This is a genomic window from Rickettsiella endosymbiont of Dermanyssus gallinae (assembly GCF_019285595.1).
Lineage (GTDB): Bacteria > Pseudomonadota > Gammaproteobacteria > Diplorickettsiales > Diplorickettsiaceae > Rickettsiella_B.
The window spans coordinates 1,131,186-1,147,777 of the sequence record NZ_CP079094.1; the positions used below are offsets into that span (position 1 = coordinate 1,131,186).

The following is a 16,592-nucleotide window of genomic DNA, read 5'->3' on the forward strand; positions in this document are numbered from 1 at the left end:
ACCCTCTATTTTTTTCGGACTTGAATGGATAATTCGTTCAGTTGCGCAAGACTCACCGCACTAGGTGCTTCTGTTAAAGGACAGCGGGCCGCCTGTGTTTTTGGAAATAAAATAACATCGCGAATAGAGGATGCGCCGGTCATTAGCATGACTAAGCGATCCAAACCAAACGCAATACCACCGTGGGGAGGACAACCGTATTTTAGCGCTTCCAGTAAAAATCCAAATTTATCTTTTTGTTCTTGTTCTGTAATACCTAATAAATCAAAAACGGCGGCTTGTACACGAGAATCATGGATACGAATGGATCCACCACCAACCTCACAGCCATTCAGTACCATATCGTAAGCACGAGAAAGGCAGGTAGCGCTTTTTGCTTGCAATTCATCTACATCAGCCACTTGAGGTGCTGTGAAGGGATGGTGTAACGCTTGCAAACGTTGTTCTTTTTCGTCGAATTCAAATAAAGGAAAATCGACGACCCATAACGGAGCAAAACCCTCTTTCACTAATTTAAAATCATGTCCACATTTAACGCGTAACGCGCCTAATGAATCACTCACGATTTTGGACTTGCCGGCACCAAAGAAAATAATATCGCCGGTTTGAGCACCGACCCTTTCTAAAATAGCTGTCACTACCGGCTCAGGCATAAATTTAAGTATGGGTGATTGCAATCCTTCTAAACCTTTATCACGATCAACCACTTTAATATAAGCCAAGCCTTTAGCACCCAAAATACTCACATAGTGGGAATATTCGTCAATCGTTTTTCGCGTTAAGTCCACGGCATTAGGAATACGCAGCGCAACAACCCGCCCTTGCGGATCCGCCGCGGGATCAGCAAAAACCTTAAACTCAATCCCTTTGACTAAATCAGCGATATCAATTAACTCTAAAGGAATACGTAAATCAGGTTTATCACTACCATAACGTTGCATCGCTTCATGATAGCTCATACGCGGAAAAGGGTGTGGCAATGAAACCTGTAGAATTTCTTTAAACAAAGAACAAATAAGATTTTCAGTCAGCTCTTGAATGGTTTTCTCATCACAAAACGAGAGCTCCATATCGAGCTGGGTAAATTCAGGTTGTCGATCCGCTCTCAAATCTTCATCACGAAAACAACGCACCACTTGGTAATAGCGATCAAACCCCGACATCATCAACAATTGTTTAAATAATTGGGGGGATTGGGGTAAAGCATAAAATGAACCCGGATGAACACGGCTAGGCACTAAGTAATCACGCGCGCCTTCCGGTGTGGCTTTGGTTAAAATAGGTGTTTCAAGCTCTAAAAAACTTTTTTCTTCAAGAAAGCGACGAATAAAGCTCACCACTTTGGTGCGCAAAATAAACCGTGCTTGCATATCAGGTCGGCGTAAATCCAGATAACGATACTTCAGCGCAACCTCTTCACTCACCGGGGTATAACTATCAATTGCAAAGGGTAATGCCAATGAACTATTTAAAATAGTTAGCTTAGCCACCTGAAGTTCTACTTTACCGGACTTAAGCTGCTTATTTTCCGTACCCGCAGGACGCAATCTGACCTGACCTTCCACTGCAATAACATATTCATTACGTAAGCTTTCAGCTTGTTTGAAAAGTTCAGTTTGCTCAGGATTAAAGACCAGTTGCAAAAGCCCGCTACGGTCACGTAAATCAACAAAAATAATACCACCATGGTCGCGCCTATGGTGAACCCAACCTCCAACGTGAACGGTTTTTTGCAGGAGATCGTCGCCTACTTGGCTACAATAATGTGTTCTTTGCGTCATAATTTTTAACTCATGTAACTACTCATCGGTTTTATCCGATTTTTTTATAGGTGATTTTTCAATTTTTTTAGATTCAGTCGCCAGCTCTTTTTTAGGCGCTTCTTTTTCAGTCTTTTTCTTGGTTGAGACAGCCTCTTTATTTTCCTGGCTTTCCGTATTCGGCTTCGCTTGGTTTTTAAAATCAGTCACATACCAACCCGTACCCTTTAAATGGAAGGCCGGTGCAGAAATGAGTTTTTTAAGCGTTTCTTCTCCGCACACCGGGCAATTAGTCAATGCCTCATCTTTAAAGCTCTGAATGGTATCAAAATGGTGGCCGCAAGCAGTACATTGATACTCGTAAATAGGCATAGTGGTTCCTTAACTCCTCTCTTTATAATTAGTTAGTATAGTCGCATTGTAGTCGAAGCGGCGGATACACTACCTCAAATACCTATCCCTCTTCATATATACTCTTCGCACTTGAATTTTCGGCAGCGTTCCCGCTCAATTCGCAATCCTCATGTATCATATATACACTGCGGTTGCTTCATTTTCGCGGCGCCTTGCCGAAAACCCCATTGCTGTGAGTATACGAGCGGTATAAACAAAAAATGGGGATAAAGCCTAATTTTCTAGGCAGCCATCAGCTGGCGGGTATTTTAATCGAGTGTGTAATATTCCGCCAGCTTTGTATCTATAGAGGACAGAGGAAAAGACGTATTGGCCGCTTTGGAGATCTACTCAAGTAGCTAATAAATCTTTAATAGCGTGATCTAAGCACATAACTTTCTGATAACTGCTGACACGATTTCTTAAAGTAGGCTGTTTGAAAAAGTAGAGGATACCCCGCGGCCAGTGCCGGTGTTGCAATAACACAGCTTCTTCTTGCTGAATAGTGTTGCGAATATGCTCGTACTGCGCCTCTGAGAAAGCGCTTCCATTATCTTTACAGGCTCGAACAATTTTCATCAACGCAATCGATTTTTCTTTGGCGAGATTACGCCTAATCCATTTTTTATTTAAACACTGGCTATATTTTTCTATTTCTGTCACTAATTGCTGCACTTTAGAGGACAACGCTTCTCTGTCGGAAAAATCACCTGAAGCTAGCGTATTTTTTTTTCTACTAAAATCGACTCCCCCGTCTATCAGGACTTTAATAATATCTTCGTAATCGATTTTATTCTGCGCTGACAAGGAAATTGAGACCGCCAATGTAAATGCCGTCTCCCCATTCTTGGTTTTAATATTAGGATCAGCGCCTTTTGCTAATAAAAGCTGAACCATATCCAAATCACCATTTTTCACAGCAAGATGAAGCATGGTGAGTCCATCCGCTGTTTGCGCATTAACCTCTACCAGCGCTTCCTTTAATAAAGCCTCAACACTTTCCCTATAACCCATTTCTGTAATAAAAAAGGGTATAGAGGCACTAAGTTTTACAGCCGACGCTTGGTCATATCGGTGGTAAACGTCTGTTTCTAGCAAAAGAAACGCATCACTAGAATGAAGCCCCAGGTCTTGCTTTATTTTTTGCGTCATATCAGCAAACTTATCTTTAGAGAAAGACTCAGAAAGCGTATAGTCACCACAATTTTCAATAAACCAACAAGCCTGCCCCGCATTGTATATTAGTATTAAGGCGTAAGCGCTCGTATTCTCATGCGCGGTTAAATGGATAGCCAAGCGATCCCTTTCGGAACAATTTTGCAACTTTTTAAGATAGGCTTCCAGCGCATTGTCATCGTAAAGATCAATAGATGAATCAATTTTCTTGATGGCGTCTTCTGTTTCAACCGATTGATCTTGTGTACTCATTTCAGTGCTAGCATTTTCTGAAACGTTAACCGCATCGCCATAGGGTAAATAGCATGGCTGTTGAATCTCTTTACTCTCCGCTGCCACAGACGCTAAGAAAGAATAGATATCTTGGCAAGCCTTTAAATAAACTTTATCAAGGGTAATTTCAGTAAGAGGGATACCTAAAAAAATTACGGCGTAATCGTACAATAAATTAAATCTATGTTGAGAGCCTTCATTTTCCATGCGCTCTATTTCACTGCTAAGATCCGTGCACCCATTTAGCTCTCTAAACAATGTTTGAAACTGTACAAGAAACGCTTTATTACTTACAACCCTTATGCGTTCCTGATGCCGTAAAAAAGAAGCCTCAGAGTCTAAAAGAAAAGCCTCTAAAGCCCGCTTAGCTAAGCTATAAGCGATTCCATACTCATTATAACTGAGCTTCAAAAAATTCATCAAATCAACCATGCTAACGGGGTATCCTTGCAACTTATAGGCAAAAGATTTCAATATTAACCCAGAAAAATTAAAGTAAAATTAATACGAAACGTATAAATAAAGTTGCTAAAACAACACCTCGTACCGAAAGCAACAAATAAAATCTATTTTTTTATCGTGATTGGATTTACAATGAGAACCATTATTTTGATAAATATATAAAAACACCGTACTTCCCTCATTAACCTAGGCAAAACAATTATGCGCTGTAGCCAGCTCTACTTTCCTACTCTCAAAGAAACGCCTGCTGATGCAGAAGTCATTAGCCATCAGCTAATGTTACGAGCCGGCATGATCCGAAAATTAGCCTCCGGTATTTACACCTGGCTACCCTTAGGGTTGCGTGTTCTGCGTAAAGTTGAAGCCATTGTTCGCCAGGAAATGAATCGTATCGGTGCACAAGAAATCCTCATGCCTAACCTTCAACCCGCTGAACTATGGGAAGAGTCCCAACGTTGGCAAGCGTATGGACCTGAATTGTTACGTATTACGGATCGCCATAAGCGTCTTTTTTGTTTTGGCCCCACCCACGAAGAAGTTATCACTTCCCTACTACGTCATGAAGTACGTAGCTATAAACAACTACCGCTGACTTTTTATCAAATACAAACCAAATTTCGTGATGAAATACGGCCTCGTTTTGGCGTGATGCGCGCTAGAGAATTTCTCATGAAAGATGCTTATTCTTTTCACAGAGATAAAGACTCCTTAACTAAAACCTACGAAGCCATGTACGAAGCCTACACACGAATTTTTACATCCTTAGGATTAAAATTTCGTGCCGTATTAGCCGATACTGGCAATATCGGCGGCAGCCAATCTCAGGAATTTCAGGTGTTAGCCGATACCGGTGAAGATAAAATATTTTATAGTGACAGCAGTGACTACGCGGCTAATGCCGAATTAGCAACCAGTTTTGTTGATTTGGAAGCACGTCCTACCCCTTCGGCCAAGATGGAAAAAGTGGAAACACCCGGACAAAAAACAATTGCTGCGTTCAGTAACTACCTCAAGGTTGAAGCAAAAGACTGTGTCAAATTATTGATTGTCAAAGGCAAAGAACAACCTTTAATTGCGTTGGTACTACGTGGCGATCATGAATTAAATCCCACTAAATTAGCCAAGCTACCTGAGATTTTACACCCCTTACAATTGGCAGAAGAAACCGAAATTCAGCAATTAGTAGGTGCGCCTGTGGGCTATATAGGCCCTATCGGTTTATCTATTCCGTTAATCGTGGATCAATCAGCGGCTGTCATGGCCGATTTCATTTGCGGCGCAAACGAAAAAGATTTTCATTTTAAACATGTTAATTGGCAGCGAGATTGTCCGTTGCCTAAAGTAGCCGATTTACGTGAAGTCGTCGTAGGCGATTTAAGTCCTGATGGAAAAGGACATTTAAAAATGGAGCGGGGTATCGAGGTAGGACATATTTTCCAACTCGGTAACAAATATAGTCTTGCCATGAATGCCCGCACCACCCTTGAAGATGGGACATCGATCCCTTTAGAAATGGGTTGCTATGGCATAGGTGTATCGCGAATCGTCGGTGCTGCGATTGAACAACACCATGATGATCGTGGTATTCTCTGGCCAATCAATATGGCGCCTTTCCAAGTTGCCATTATTCCCATTGGTTATCACCGCTCCGAATCTGTTAAACAATGTGCTGATTTACTCTACAAACAATTGAGCGCGCAAAACATTGAAGCCTTGCTGGATGATCGAAATGAAAGACCCGGCTCCTTATTTGCCGATATGGATTTAATAGGCATTCCGCATCGATTAGTGATTAAAGAAACCGAGTTACAAAATGGTTTAATTAAGTATAAAAACCGAAAAGAAGAAACCGAAAAATCGATTCCAATGGATGAAATTTCTGCATTCCTAGAACAAGCGTTAAGGAACGGGAACGCCGCTGAAAATTCAAACGCGACGTGTATAAAATGATTCATTACTGGTTAATGAAATCGGAGCCCACTAGTTTTAGCATTGATGATCTTGAAAAAAGACCTCAACAAATAGAACCGTGGGATGGCGTGCGTAACTATCAAGCACGAAATTTTTTACAAGCTATGCGAATCAACGATCTAGCTTTTTTTTATCATTCCAGTTGTCCAAACCCTGGTATCGTCGGTATTGTAAAGATAGTAAACTCGGCTTATGCTGATAAAACAGCCTTCGATCCATCCCATCATCATTATGATCCCAAAAGCAAACCTGATAAACCGCAGTGGGTTTGTGTGGATGTAAAATTTATAAAAAAACTTGCGGCAACGCTTCACTTAGAAACATTAAAAAAGCAAGCGTCTCTCGCGTCTATGCGGTTACTACAAAAGGGTAATCGCCTTTCTGTTATGCCCATTACGGCAGAAGAATGGAAAACAATCATGCAGCTCGTGTAAGCGGCAGCGCCGTTGAAAAAACCATTAAAACCATCGATAATTATTCTTTAAAAAAGACTCTTTAGATCCTGTCCTCAGGGCAGAACGACGCCCTTAATTATGGAAAAAAACAATGTCTATCATGGATTGGCCCCAGACAGAACGTCCCCGTGAAAAACTATTAGCTCAGGGAGCCGCGGCATTATCCGATGCTGAATTATTGGCCGTATTACTTCGTACCGGCGCCCAAGGAAAGACAGCCCTCGATATTAGCCGAGACTTAATCAGTCGATTTGGCACGCTACGCCAAGTAATTGCCGCCAGCCTGGATGAGTTCTCAACAACCCCCGGTTTAGGCTTTGCCAAATATGTCCAAATACAGGCGGCAAAAGAGCTGGCGACACGCTGCCTGAGGGAAAATATAGAGCGCACCGACGCCATGAATAGCCCCCAAGATGTACAACGTTATTTAAGCTCAAAACTACGCTCCTACCCTTATGAAGTCTTTAGCTGTTTATTTCTGGATAATCGGCACCGCTTTATAACGTTTAAAGAGCTTTTTCATGGCAGTATCAACGAAGCCGCCGTCTACCCTCGTGAGCTGGTCCGACAGGTCTATCAAACCAATGCGGCCGCGGTGATTTTGGCCCATAACCATCCCTCTGGAATAGCCGAGCCTAGCGAAGCCGACAAGCGGATTACACAAGAAATAAAGTCCATTTTGTCAGCCATTGATGTACGTTTGCTGGACCATATCATCATCGGCGAGGGACAAATAACCTCCTTTGCCAGCCGAGGTTTACTGTAAATACACCCGTTAACATCATTGTAGCGCTAAAACGCGTGGTGTCGTGGCATAAGAAATTTTGACAGTTTGGTGCATTTTTGGTATAAAACCCTCCTAATTTCGTGTATGTTTAGTTAACAAATTTTATATATCCTTTTGGAGGCTAATGTGGCCAGGGTCTGTCAAATAACGGGTAAAAACCCCATGGTGGGACATAACGTCTCTCACTCAAATCGAAAAACCAAGCGCCGTTTCTTACCCAACCTGCAAACGCATCGCCTCTGGGTTGCCGCTGAAAAACGTTTTATCAAGTTACGGGTCAGCGCCCATGGCTTGCGTATTATTGAAAAGAAAGGCATTGAGAAAATCATTTCCGAACTGCGTGATCGCGGCGAAAAAATTTAAGTAATACGGAGCAATTATTATGCGTGATAAAGTCAAATTAAAATCAACGGCCAGTGCTTACTATTACACGACCGATAAAAATAAGAAGACAAAACCTGAAAAGTTAAAGTTTAGAAAGTATGATCCAATCACACGTAAACATGAACTTTTTGAAGAAGCTAAAATAAAGTAAATATTAATCAACGACCCTACTATACTCACAGCAATGGGATTTTCGGCAAGGCGCCGCGAAAATGAAGCCACCGGAGTGTATAGATGATACATGAGGATGGCGAGTTGAGCGGGAATGCCGCCGAAAATTCTAGTGCAAAGAGTATATGTGTTGACGTCTCAATCCGTCATGCACAGCAACTTTATTACAACGCCCGCTTTATGCGGGCGTTTGTTTTTACATGATTTATACCTTGCCGTTTCTGTTCATAATAGAGGAAAAACACCATGATGAAGCAGAAAAACCTATTTGAAGTATTTTTCAAGATCAGTGAACGTGGCAGCAGTATCCGACAAGAGCTCGTCGCAGGACTGACCATTTTCCTGGCAATGCTTTATTCTGTGATTGTGATACCCGGCATGCTGAAACAAGCCGGGTTTTCGCCCGAAACCGCCTTTGTTGCAACCTGTTTAGTGGCAGGATTTGGCTCTCTGTTGATGGGACTGTGGGCTAATTTACCGATGGCCATTGGCTGTGCTGTTTCCCTCACCGCATTTACCACCTTCAGTATTGTTTTAACACAGCATATTAGTATTCCTGTCACATTAGGCGCTGTATTTTTGATGGGGATATTATTTACCATTATTTCTATTACCGGCATTCGCGCTTGGATTTTGCGTAATTTACCCATGGGCGTAGCGCGCGGTACAGGGATTGGTATAGGCTTATTTCTATTATTAATTGCGGCTAACAACGTCGGTTTAGTCATTAAAAACCCACTCCAAGGCTTGCCTATCACCTTAGGTGCCTTCACCTCATTCCCGGCAATCATGTCATTACTAGGACTTGCGGTCATCTTTGGACTGGAAAAAAGACGCTTCCCTGGTGGCATTTTATTGGTCATCGTTGCTATTTCGATCATTGGCTTAATTTTCGATCCGCATGTTAAATACCAGGGGCTCTTTGCACTGCCTCACCTTCATGATGCAAAAGGTCACTCGCTATTTTTCAATTTGGATATTATGGGCGCCATGCATCCCGCCATATTACCTAGTGTCTTAGCCCTCGTCATGACCGCTATATTCGATGCAACGGGAACCATTCGTGCAGTCGCTGGTCAAGCAAACTTACTGCGCGAAGATAATCAGATTCACAATGAGGCTAAAGCCTTAACTTCGGATTCCATCAGCAGTATTTTCGCCAGTCTGGTCGGTGCATCACCCGCCGCTGTTTATATTGAGTCGGCCGCTGGAACAGCCGCCGGTGGAAAAACAGGCTTGACCGCCACCGTGGTAGGACTCTTATTCCTATTAACCCTATTTATTTCACCGCTATCCTATTTAGTCCCTGCTTATGCGACGGCACCCGCATTAATGTACGTTGGATTATTAATGTTAAGTAACGTTTCCCAACTTAACTTTGCTGATTTTATAGATGCGGTATCCGGATTATTATGTGCGGTCTTTATCGTATTAACCTGTAATATCGTGACCGGCATTATGCTGGGCTTTAGCGCTTTAGTAATAGGGCGAATATGCGCAGGTGAGTGGCGCAAGTTGAATGTAGGCACCGTCCTAATTGCTGTTGCTTTAGTGATATTCTATGCCGGCGGTTGAGCTATTTAATTTTATTTTTCACGATGGTGTACTCCCAAAACTATGTGCATGCGAGGAATAGCCACTATCAACCACCGATGCGCTAGGTAGTTGATAGAAATTAGCTGAAGTGATTACCGGCAAATAAACAACTGTGGAACTAGAAACAAACTCAAAATTTGCACGAGGATCAACACGTTTAATAAAACGTTTTAAAGACTGCTTATCCATTTTCTTAGCAAGTTGTACGAATACGATTTGCCTCTTTTCTTTTTCAAACCCAAGGCGTATTTTTAATTGCGATACCTTGAATATTTGTTCATTCGCTTCAGAGACTCTCTTATCAAGTCCTGTAAAACTATCGGTATAAACACTATCATTTTGACATAAAGGTTTTATAAACGATTGACTGTGATTAAAAAGCCTTTCTTCTTCAAACAGGATTTGCTGTTCAATAGAATTGATATTCATAGCAACGATTAAATAATCCGCCAATTCAGCTTTATCAGCATCATCAGCTACATCATAGTTATTTTGCAACAGCAAGGGAGAAGCGTTACATGCTTGTGCCATAGGACCTAATGGTTGATGATAATTAAAGTTATGACAACGACACAAAATATAGTCAAGATAGTAATAAGCTTTAAACCGAATTTCCGAACAATAACCAAGTGAGTCGCTATGCTCCCGAAGAATTTCGGCCATCGTGTCCCCGAAATTCGTTCGCATGACGCGACTGAAATTAGGCCGCGATACGTCCTGCGTCCGGCACGCACTCACTCCTTCGGAGTTCATGCCCGTGCCTCCCACAAATGACTTTACGGCGTGATGCGTTTCCTGCTTCGCCCGTCAACGCACGCCTATCGCGGGCTCTTCGACTTCGCATTGCTTTCACAATGCTTTCCTGTCTCATCGGCTGATCATTCTCATTTATTAACTCAGACCGTTTTAACTCTATTTCTCGTACAAAACACTGTAAAATATTATAAAATAAAGAAGATACACGGACTAAAAGCTCATCTGAAGCATTAGTAATTGCCTTTTCTAGGCTACGTAAATTACCCTCTACTTTATATTTCCAATCTTCAAACGTACTATCCTCCGTCCCCTTGTTCAATTCAACATCAGCACTTTTTTCAGCCTCTTGGCAGTGAGTTGATCTTTCTACCTTCGAGGACTCATTAATATTCAGTTCCTGTATTTCTGAAGCATCGGGCACATTTTTTTCTGTTTCCGCCGCTGTTTTAACACGGGGAAGAAAATGGCGGTTTTGGTTTAGCGCAAGATAAATACTCTCAAATGCCCCTAGATCTTCAAGAAGAAATGGTAGTGTAAAATTTTCTGAATACGCATACTTCTCCCAGTCATTTACAAAAATTAACTTTATTAAATCGTATAAAAATAAAAATTCACCTTTCTGAGCATGGTAATTCTTCACTATAGCTTTTATTTTTATTAATAGGCGTGGCGATAAACTTTCTATGTCTTTCAAATTTATAGCATCTTTTTTCTTTTTTAATTCAACTAGCCTATCTACCAATTTATTTAAAATACCTTTAACTAGCTGGATAGATTTAAAACAAGCTTGGATATCTTCTTTTAATATCTCAATGTTTAAATCAGATTTATTTTCTTGAGTAGCTATTTCTAGCTGATGATTGATTTTTTCCAAGGTTTGCTCTACAGAAAAATCAGATGGGCAATTGAACCATTTTTTCAAATCAAAAATAGCAGCATAGATTTGGCCTAAGGCAGATTTAAATTGCTCGCCCTTCTTTTTTTCTCTATAACTACCCTTATATTTTGCTATATTATGCAAATTAATAGACAACTCTTGCAGTCGTTCCCTAAGTTGAGGAAGATGATTATCAAAAAAATTAGATTTTTCTAATGGTTTAGATAGCAGCAATGCTTCTTCTCTTATTTCTAAACGCGTAGAGTTAATTTTATTAATGTTATTGGGTAAATTTTCTTTTTCTAAATTACAATACCGTTGATTCCAATCATTTCTCAACAGAATTATTGTTTCTTTATTATCTTTAGAAAGAAAAGGAATAGCATCCGTCATTACATGTATAAATAATAAAACTTCATTAAATAACATCTCGTTATTCTGCATAGTCTGCAGTGTTTTTGCCTTTTCAACCATAGTCTCAACTAAAGATTTTTCTATAACGACTACTTCCTTTCGCAGGTGCCGCATGAACTCATGTAACAATAGTATAAAATTAGCCATTTTCTGAACAAAATAAAAAGTCAATACCAATTTCAGCTTGAGCCTTTGAGGTAATGCAGCATAAGACATATAATCAAAAAAAATTTTAATCTCTGGGTTTCGTTTGGCTATCGATGAGACAGGAAAGCATTGTGAAAGCAATGCGAAGTCGAAGAGCCCGCGATAGGCGTGCGTTGACGGGCGAAGCAGGAAACGCATCACGCCGTAAAGTCATTTGTGGGAGGCACGGGCATGAACTCCGAAGGAGTGAGTGCGTGCCGGACGCAGGACGTATCGCGGCCTAATTTCAGTCGCGTCATGCGAACGAATTTCGGGGGCACGATAGCCGAAATTCTTCGGGAGCATAGCGACTCACTTGTTCATCAACAGAGAGATATGATTTGCTTTTATTTAACTCCTCACGAAAATAATTAAGGTGATTAATACACTGTTCATAAGATAAATTATCATTATCTGACTATAAATAGTTAACTTCCTTTAAATCCCATCGTTCTGAATGGCTACGTAAAAGAGCACAACTAACCACGTAAAATAAGCTATCTATATTTTTTTTTAGAAAACCCAAATCTTGATTGTTGGCGCAACATAAAAGGTGAATCGGATGCATTCCATTCTAATTTTTTTAGTAGGCTTTCAGCATCATTTTTTATGTTTTGTAATGAAATTAATCTATGAATAAAACTAATTTCTTCTTGCGATGTATCCACAAGATCGCTGTGTCTTTTACTTAAATTAATCATCCCTTCAGACAGCTCACTAAAATGATGCCAAATATCGACATCAACGGTATTAGATATTTGGTCTTGAATAACGAGCATAAACGCATCGCTATCAGAAAACTGGCCGCACTGCTTTAAAAACCTATTTATCACCCTATAGACAGTAAAAATATATAACCCGAATAAAGAATAAGTTTCATTAGATTCTTTTAATTTAAATGAACTACCCTTAATTATATTTGATACATAGTTATTAACCTTGTCCAAATCAACATCAAATTTATTTTTGCGTAAAGTGTTAAACTGATTAAAAAATTTTTCAGATACAAATAAGAAATTAAATGGCATTTCACTGACGAAACTATTATCTTCATAAAAAACCTGAATCTACCTTTGTAAGACAGGCTCATAACCGCCCGTATAATCTAGCGCAGTGTTCTCAAAAAACTGCAAAAATTTAGCGTCAATAAATGATTGACAATTACTACTTTCTTTTGTTACAAGCGAGATAATTTTTTCATATACTGCAACGAGAGCATATTTGTTGAAATTATTGTTTTCAACAGAAGCATGAATAATAGATGCTAAATAAATACCAGATGAGCAATATGAAATTATTTTTTCAAAAAAGCTCATATCGGCCATCGCATGTTTAAGCGTTTTTTGTCTATCTCGTATCGTGCTTTCTCTTTGAATTAACGCGTCTATTTTTTCACTTTTTTCATCCTGACTAAATACATGCATCAACTTTCTAATAACTTCTAATTCTCTATTTAAATCAAACGACACCAAAGTCTTTTTATTAATGTCTTTACGTAAAGAATATTTATTATTTTTATCAATCATGCAGTATCCTTAAAAAATAGAATGCTATCACATATTGCGCTTATATTTTTTACGGTGGTGTACTCATAAATTGATATGCATGCGAGGAATAGTCACTATCAACCACCGGTACCAATGCGATAGGCAGTAGATAGAAAGCTGAAGTGACCGCTGATAAATAAGTAATCATGGAAGTAGCAGCAAACTCAACACTTACACGCGAGTCAACACGTTTAATAAAGCTTTTTAAGGATTGTTCATCCATTTTCTTAGCCAGTTGTTCAAACACGATTTGCTTCTTTTCTTTTTCAAACCCAAGACGTATTTTTAATTGTGATACCTTAAACATTTGCTCACTTGCTTCAAAGATCCTCTTATCAAGCCCTTCAAAGCCATCGGCATAAACACTATCGTTTTGACATAAAGGTTTTATAAAAGATTGACTATGATTAAAAAGTTTTTTTTCTTCGGCCGCTATTTGCTTTTCAATATCATTCATATTCATAGCTGCCACTAAATAATCAGCCATATTGACCTTATCTACACTATCCTTTGCACCATAGTTAGTTTGGAAAAACAAATACTGCCTATTATTTCCTTCCGCCGTCGCACTACCTGCTGTACAAGCATTGGAAAAATAATAAAGACGGCAATCCATATAGTTAAGCCATCGACTAATCTCAAAATAAGTCTGTTCGCAATATAATTGAACCTTCTCTACGCACAATAATTTTTCTAAGCATTCAGATTGTTTAGCCTCTATTTTTTGTTGATAGTGCTGCAAAATTCTTACAAACAAAGGATAAAGGCGCTCTAAAAGCTCATCTGAAGCATTCATAATGGCGCTTGTCACTTGAGCTACTTCAATGCCAACTTGATTTCTCCAATCTTCAAAGCCCTCATTCAAGAGTTGTTTAACGTCATGACAAACAGATGTTTCATGTAACAATTCAATTTCTAAAGTATTTTCCTCTGGATTCTTTTGCTGTTTTTCTTCTGCTACCGGCTCATCTTGTTTTATCGCTGATTCCAGCACTTTCTCTGTAACTATTTCTGCCGAATATGCAATATGGCAAAGTAAATGCCGGTGGTTATCTAAGGTACGATAAGTTTTTTCAAATACATTTAAATCATCATGCAATTCATAAAATGATGTTAATTCTAGATTCTCGCGTTGCAATTGATCATTCACTGAAAGTATTCGCATGAAATCGTATAAAAACCAAAATTGATCCTTCAATTTTTTATAGCTTTCCACTATTTTTGCCATTTTTTTAATCGTAGAAAAAGAAAATTTTTCATCTGTTCTTCCAAGCATTAAAACTTCTTTTTCTTGCTGCAGCTTAATCAGCTTATCCTTTAATTCTTTTACCTTATCTAGCATCAATTGAACGGATTCTGAACAACGCGCTATGTCGTTTTTTAAAAGATCTATATCTAGGCCGCTTTGATCTTTTTCATCCTCTGTCTCTACCCGTTCTATTATTTTTGTCAGCAATGCCGTCATTGTTATCTCTGATTCGATATTCAAAAATTTTTTTAAATACCATACCGCGGCATAAACCTGACCCGACGCCGATTTAAATCGATCGATCAATTTATTATTTTTATTTGTCTTCTTATAATCGTGTACACGTTCTTCTATACAAGCCAAAGCGATTAAAGTATTGGCGCCCAATTCTTGAAGCCGTGACTTCAGGCCAGGCAAATATTCAGCTAATAAAATAGGTTTTTGTATAGGCTCAGAAAATGGCAGAACCCCCATTTCAGGGTTAGGATTTTTAGATGATGCTTGTTTATCATTAATGCGTTCTTTTTCTAATACATCACAGTTATTTTTCCACTTCTCTTGTAGTTTGTGTATTACATTTATTTTTTCTACGCTAAGAAAACAAAGTAAAGGAATCGTATCGTTAATTTGATTAAAAAATAAAAAGCTATCCTCAAATAATTTATTTTTATCGTCAATCATTGCTAATTCTTTTTCTTTTTCGCCCAGAAAATTTAAAAACTGCTCTTCTAAATAGGGAATTTTTTCCACTAATAAATGAACTTTAAAACAGGATAATGAATTCTTTAAATCAGCTATTTGTTGCATAGCCAAAAATAACCGAGATAAAGTGACACTGATGACTTTATGTAACTTATCACAGGACAAATAATCTAAAAAAACCTGTAGATCTCTCGTTTCATCAACTGTTCCTTCAAAAGCATAAGGTGAATTGATGCTTTCTTCAATCGCGTTATAATAATAACTAAGATAAAGCTTACACCATTCAGTCGACATAAAATCATCCCGGCTAACTAAGCTGGATTTCTCCTTCAACAAGACTTTTTGCCTAATCATATCAAGCAAGCTTATTATATTTTGCTCAGATACACTCAAGAAAGATAGCTGTCTTTTGATCCAAGCTGAATCAAGCACAAAATCAGACAGCGATTCTATAAAAGCCTCAGAATCCTTACTCACTTCTTGCAAAAATTTTAATCCATTTGCATAACTAACTTTATGCGGAATATCCTGCAGAATATTATTTGATTCTTCTTGTAAAGTAGTTACTTGACCGGCAAATGCTTTGAGTGTATCCATGATATTGATCTCATTTGCATTTTCAGCGTTTTTTAAATGTACAGCACTCATAAACTCATCAATATCTTTAAATTGGCTTAATGGCCTTAAAAATCTATCCAGCACTTTATAGAAAACAAAAATATAGAATCCAAACCATTGATAATCTTCCGTCAGTAATACTGACATATCACGGTTCATAATTTTTTCTATCTCACCACGAATATTGGTTAAAGAAACATTAAAGTTAGTATTACCTAAATAAAAAAATCTATCGTATATTCTATTCATTATATACACAGAACCAGCTGCCGTTTTATCGATTAAACTATCACTCTCAAAAAACGCATCTAACCATTTTTCTAAAGCCGGTTTATAGTCAGACTCGCTTAAGCCTATATTATTTAAAAAACCTAAAATTTGATTTTCACCTCTAAGTTGTTTTACATCCTCCTTGCTCTCCATCAAAAGCATTATTTGATCATATAATGTTATAAAATTACTCCTATCGCTACTCCCACCTGAACATTGTTGCGTGTAAATCAAAAAAAAGTCAGCAATAACAATAAGACCTGCTGAGCAGATATCAGTCATCCCGCCAAGCGCAGTGATGCATCCTACATCCCGACCCAAACGCTGTAATTCATCTAGCTTTAGCTTTTTTCTATCAGAAAATTCCTTTTTCTTATCCTTATCACTCTTTATTTTTGAACTCTTTAAGCTTTCAATCAACTGAGAAATAACGATTAATTCTTTATTTAATTTACCTATCAACTGGAACTTACTATTAAAATCCTGCCCTAATGAATAATCGGTCATCACGTCAGCCATATGAATAGTTTCCTTTATGCAGCTAT

At 38.8% G+C, this 16,592-nt stretch carries 15 protein-coding genes; 7 read left to right on the forward strand and 8 right to left on the reverse strand.

The window, feature by feature from the left end; genetic code table 11:
• Positions 1–5: 5 nt before the first annotated feature.
• The 3 genes from aspS to KX723_RS05715 all read right to left on the reverse strand — a co-directional run bounded on the left by aspS (position 6) and on the right by KX723_RS05715 (position 4,034).
• On the reverse strand, positions 6–1,781 hold the full coding sequence (gene aspS, locus KX723_RS05705; protein WP_218813455.1) for an aspartate--tRNA ligase: 1,776 nt from the start codon (positions 1,779–1,781) through the stop codon (positions 6–8).
• An 18-nt stretch (positions 1,782–1,799) separates the two neighbouring features.
• Entirely contained in the window at positions 1,800–2,132 is a 333-nt protein-coding gene (locus KX723_RS05710; RefSeq protein WP_218813456.1) for an FmdB family zinc ribbon protein, read from the reverse strand.
• Between the two features lie 372 nt (positions 2,133–2,504).
• Complete coding sequence (locus KX723_RS05715; RefSeq protein ID WP_218813457.1) at positions 2,505–4,034, reverse strand: ankyrin repeat domain-containing protein; 1,530 nt, start codon at positions 4,032–4,034, stop codon at positions 2,505–2,507.
• Positions 4,035–4,265: 231 nt separating this feature from the next.
• Here KX723_RS05715 and KX723_RS05720 point away from each other — a divergent pair, with 231 nt between their 5' ends.
• From KX723_RS05720 to KX723_RS05745, 6 genes are all read left to right on the forward strand, one after another.
• Entirely contained in the window at positions 4,266–6,014 is a 1,749-nt protein-coding gene (locus tag KX723_RS05720; RefSeq protein ID WP_218813458.1) for a proline--tRNA ligase, read from the forward strand.
• A gap of 14 nt (positions 6,015–6,028) precedes the next feature.
• On the forward strand, positions 6,029–6,469 hold the full coding sequence (locus tag KX723_RS05725) for an EVE domain-containing protein (RefSeq protein ID WP_246562426.1): 441 nt from the start codon (positions 6,029–6,031) through the stop codon (positions 6,467–6,469).
• 112 nt (positions 6,470–6,581) lie between these two features.
• Positions 6,582–7,256, forward strand: coding sequence for a RadC family protein (gene radC, locus KX723_RS05730; protein ID WP_218813459.1), 675 nt, complete (start codon positions 6,582–6,584; stop codon positions 7,254–7,256).
• Positions 7,257–7,403: 147 nt separating this feature from the next.
• Entirely contained in the window at positions 7,404–7,640 is a 237-nt protein-coding gene (rpmB, locus tag KX723_RS05735; protein WP_218814967.1) for a 50S ribosomal protein L28, read from the forward strand.
• A 19-nt stretch (positions 7,641–7,659) separates the two neighbouring features.
• The gene (rpmG, locus tag KX723_RS05740; RefSeq protein ID WP_126322774.1) at positions 7,660–7,812 is read left to right on the forward strand and encodes a 50S ribosomal protein L33; all 153 of its coding nucleotides are present in this window, start codon (positions 7,660–7,662) and stop codon (positions 7,810–7,812) included.
• A 266-nt stretch (positions 7,813–8,078) separates the two neighbouring features.
• The gene (locus KX723_RS05745) at positions 8,079–9,407 is read left to right on the forward strand and encodes an NCS2 family permease (RefSeq protein WP_218813460.1); all 1,329 of its coding nucleotides are present in this window, start codon (positions 8,079–8,081) and stop codon (positions 9,405–9,407) included.
• A gap of 18 nt (positions 9,408–9,425) precedes the next feature.
• On the opposite strand, the gene KX723_RS05750 is transcribed toward KX723_RS05745, so the two are convergent.
• Together KX723_RS05750 and KX723_RS05755 are read right to left on the reverse strand one after the other, a co-directional pair.
• The gene (locus tag KX723_RS05750; protein ID WP_218813461.1) at positions 9,426–10,091 is read right to left on the reverse strand and encodes a DUF2179 domain-containing protein; all 666 of its coding nucleotides are present in this window, start codon (positions 10,089–10,091) and stop codon (positions 9,426–9,428) included.
• Between the two features lie 37 nt (positions 10,092–10,128).
• Entirely contained in the window at positions 10,129–11,589 is a 1,461-nt protein-coding gene (locus KX723_RS05755) for a hypothetical protein (RefSeq protein WP_218813462.1), read from the reverse strand.
• A gap of 146 nt (positions 11,590–11,735) precedes the next feature.
• Between KX723_RS05755 and KX723_RS05760 the strand changes: the two genes are divergently transcribed.
• The gene (locus tag KX723_RS05760; RefSeq protein WP_218813323.1) at positions 11,736–11,906 is read left to right on the forward strand and encodes a hypothetical protein; all 171 of its coding nucleotides are present in this window, start codon (positions 11,736–11,738) and stop codon (positions 11,904–11,906) included.
• A 252-nt stretch (positions 11,907–12,158) separates the two neighbouring features.
• Here the strand turns inward: KX723_RS05760 and KX723_RS05765 are convergent, their stop codons facing one another.
• The 3 genes from KX723_RS05765 to KX723_RS05775 are packed head-to-tail and all read right to left on the reverse strand — an operon-like array spanning position 12,159 to position 16,566.
• Positions 12,159–12,689 carry a hypothetical protein gene (locus KX723_RS05765; RefSeq protein ID WP_218813463.1) on the reverse strand — a complete coding sequence of 177 codons (531 nt, stop codon included), beginning with the start codon at positions 12,687–12,689 and terminating at the stop codon, positions 12,159–12,161.
• Positions 12,690–12,728: 39 nt separating this feature from the next.
• Positions 12,729–13,187, reverse strand: coding sequence for a hypothetical protein (locus KX723_RS05770; RefSeq protein WP_218813464.1), 459 nt, complete (start codon positions 13,185–13,187; stop codon positions 12,729–12,731).
• 49 nt (positions 13,188–13,236) lie between these two features.
• Positions 13,237–16,566, reverse strand: a complete 3,330-nt coding sequence (locus tag KX723_RS05775) for a hypothetical protein (RefSeq protein ID WP_218813465.1) — start codon at positions 16,564–16,566, stop codon at positions 13,237–13,239.
• Positions 16,567–16,592: the final 26 nt, after the last annotated feature.

Bases quoted from the DNA above. Each gene is read 5' to 3' on its own strand.
- KX723_RS05720 (WP_218813458.1), top strand. From the start codon at position 4,266: ATGCGCTGTAGCCAGCTCTACTTTCCTACTCTCAAAGAAACGCCTGCT.
- KX723_RS05710 (WP_218813456.1), bottom strand. From the start codon at position 2,132: ATGCCTATTTACGAGTATCAATGTACTGCTTGCGGCCACCATTTTGAT.
- radC (WP_218813459.1), top strand. From the start codon at position 6,582: ATGTCTATCATGGATTGGCCCCAGACAGAACGTCCCCGTGAAAAACTA.
- KX723_RS05760 (WP_218813323.1), top strand. From the start codon at position 11,736: ATGAGACAGGAAAGCATTGTGAAAGCAATGCGAAGTCGAAGAGCCCGC.
- KX723_RS05725 (WP_246562426.1), top strand. From the start codon at position 6,029: ATGAAATCGGAGCCCACTAGTTTTAGCATTGATGATCTTGAAAAAAGA.
- KX723_RS05750 (WP_218813461.1), bottom strand. From the start codon at position 10,091: ATGGCCGAAATTCTTCGGGAGCATAGCGACTCACTTGGTTATTGTTCG.
- rpmG (WP_126322774.1), top strand. From the start codon at position 7,660: ATGCGTGATAAAGTCAAATTAAAATCAACGGCCAGTGCTTACTATTAC.
- KX723_RS05770 (WP_218813464.1), bottom strand. From the start codon at position 13,187: ATGATTGATAAAAATAATAAATATTCTTTACGTAAAGACATTAATAAA.
- KX723_RS05755 (WP_218813462.1), bottom strand. From the start codon at position 11,589: ATGCGGCACCTGCGAAAGGAAGTAGTCGTTATAGAAAAATCTTTAGTT.
- KX723_RS05765 (WP_218813463.1), bottom strand. From the start codon at position 12,689: ATGCCATTTAATTTCTTATTTGTATCTGAAAAATTTTTTAATCAGTTT.
- aspS (WP_218813455.1), bottom strand. From the start codon at position 1,781: ATGACGCAAAGAACACATTATTGTAGCCAAGTAGGCGACGATCTCCTG.
- KX723_RS05745 (WP_218813460.1), top strand. From the start codon at position 8,079: ATGATGAAGCAGAAAAACCTATTTGAAGTATTTTTCAAGATCAGTGAA.
- KX723_RS05715 (WP_218813457.1), bottom strand. From the start codon at position 4,034: ATGGTTGATTTGATGAATTTTTTGAAGCTCAGTTATAATGAGTATGGA.
- KX723_RS05775 (WP_218813465.1), bottom strand. From the start codon at position 16,566: ATGGCTGACGTGATGACCGATTATTCATTAGGGCAGGATTTTAATAGT.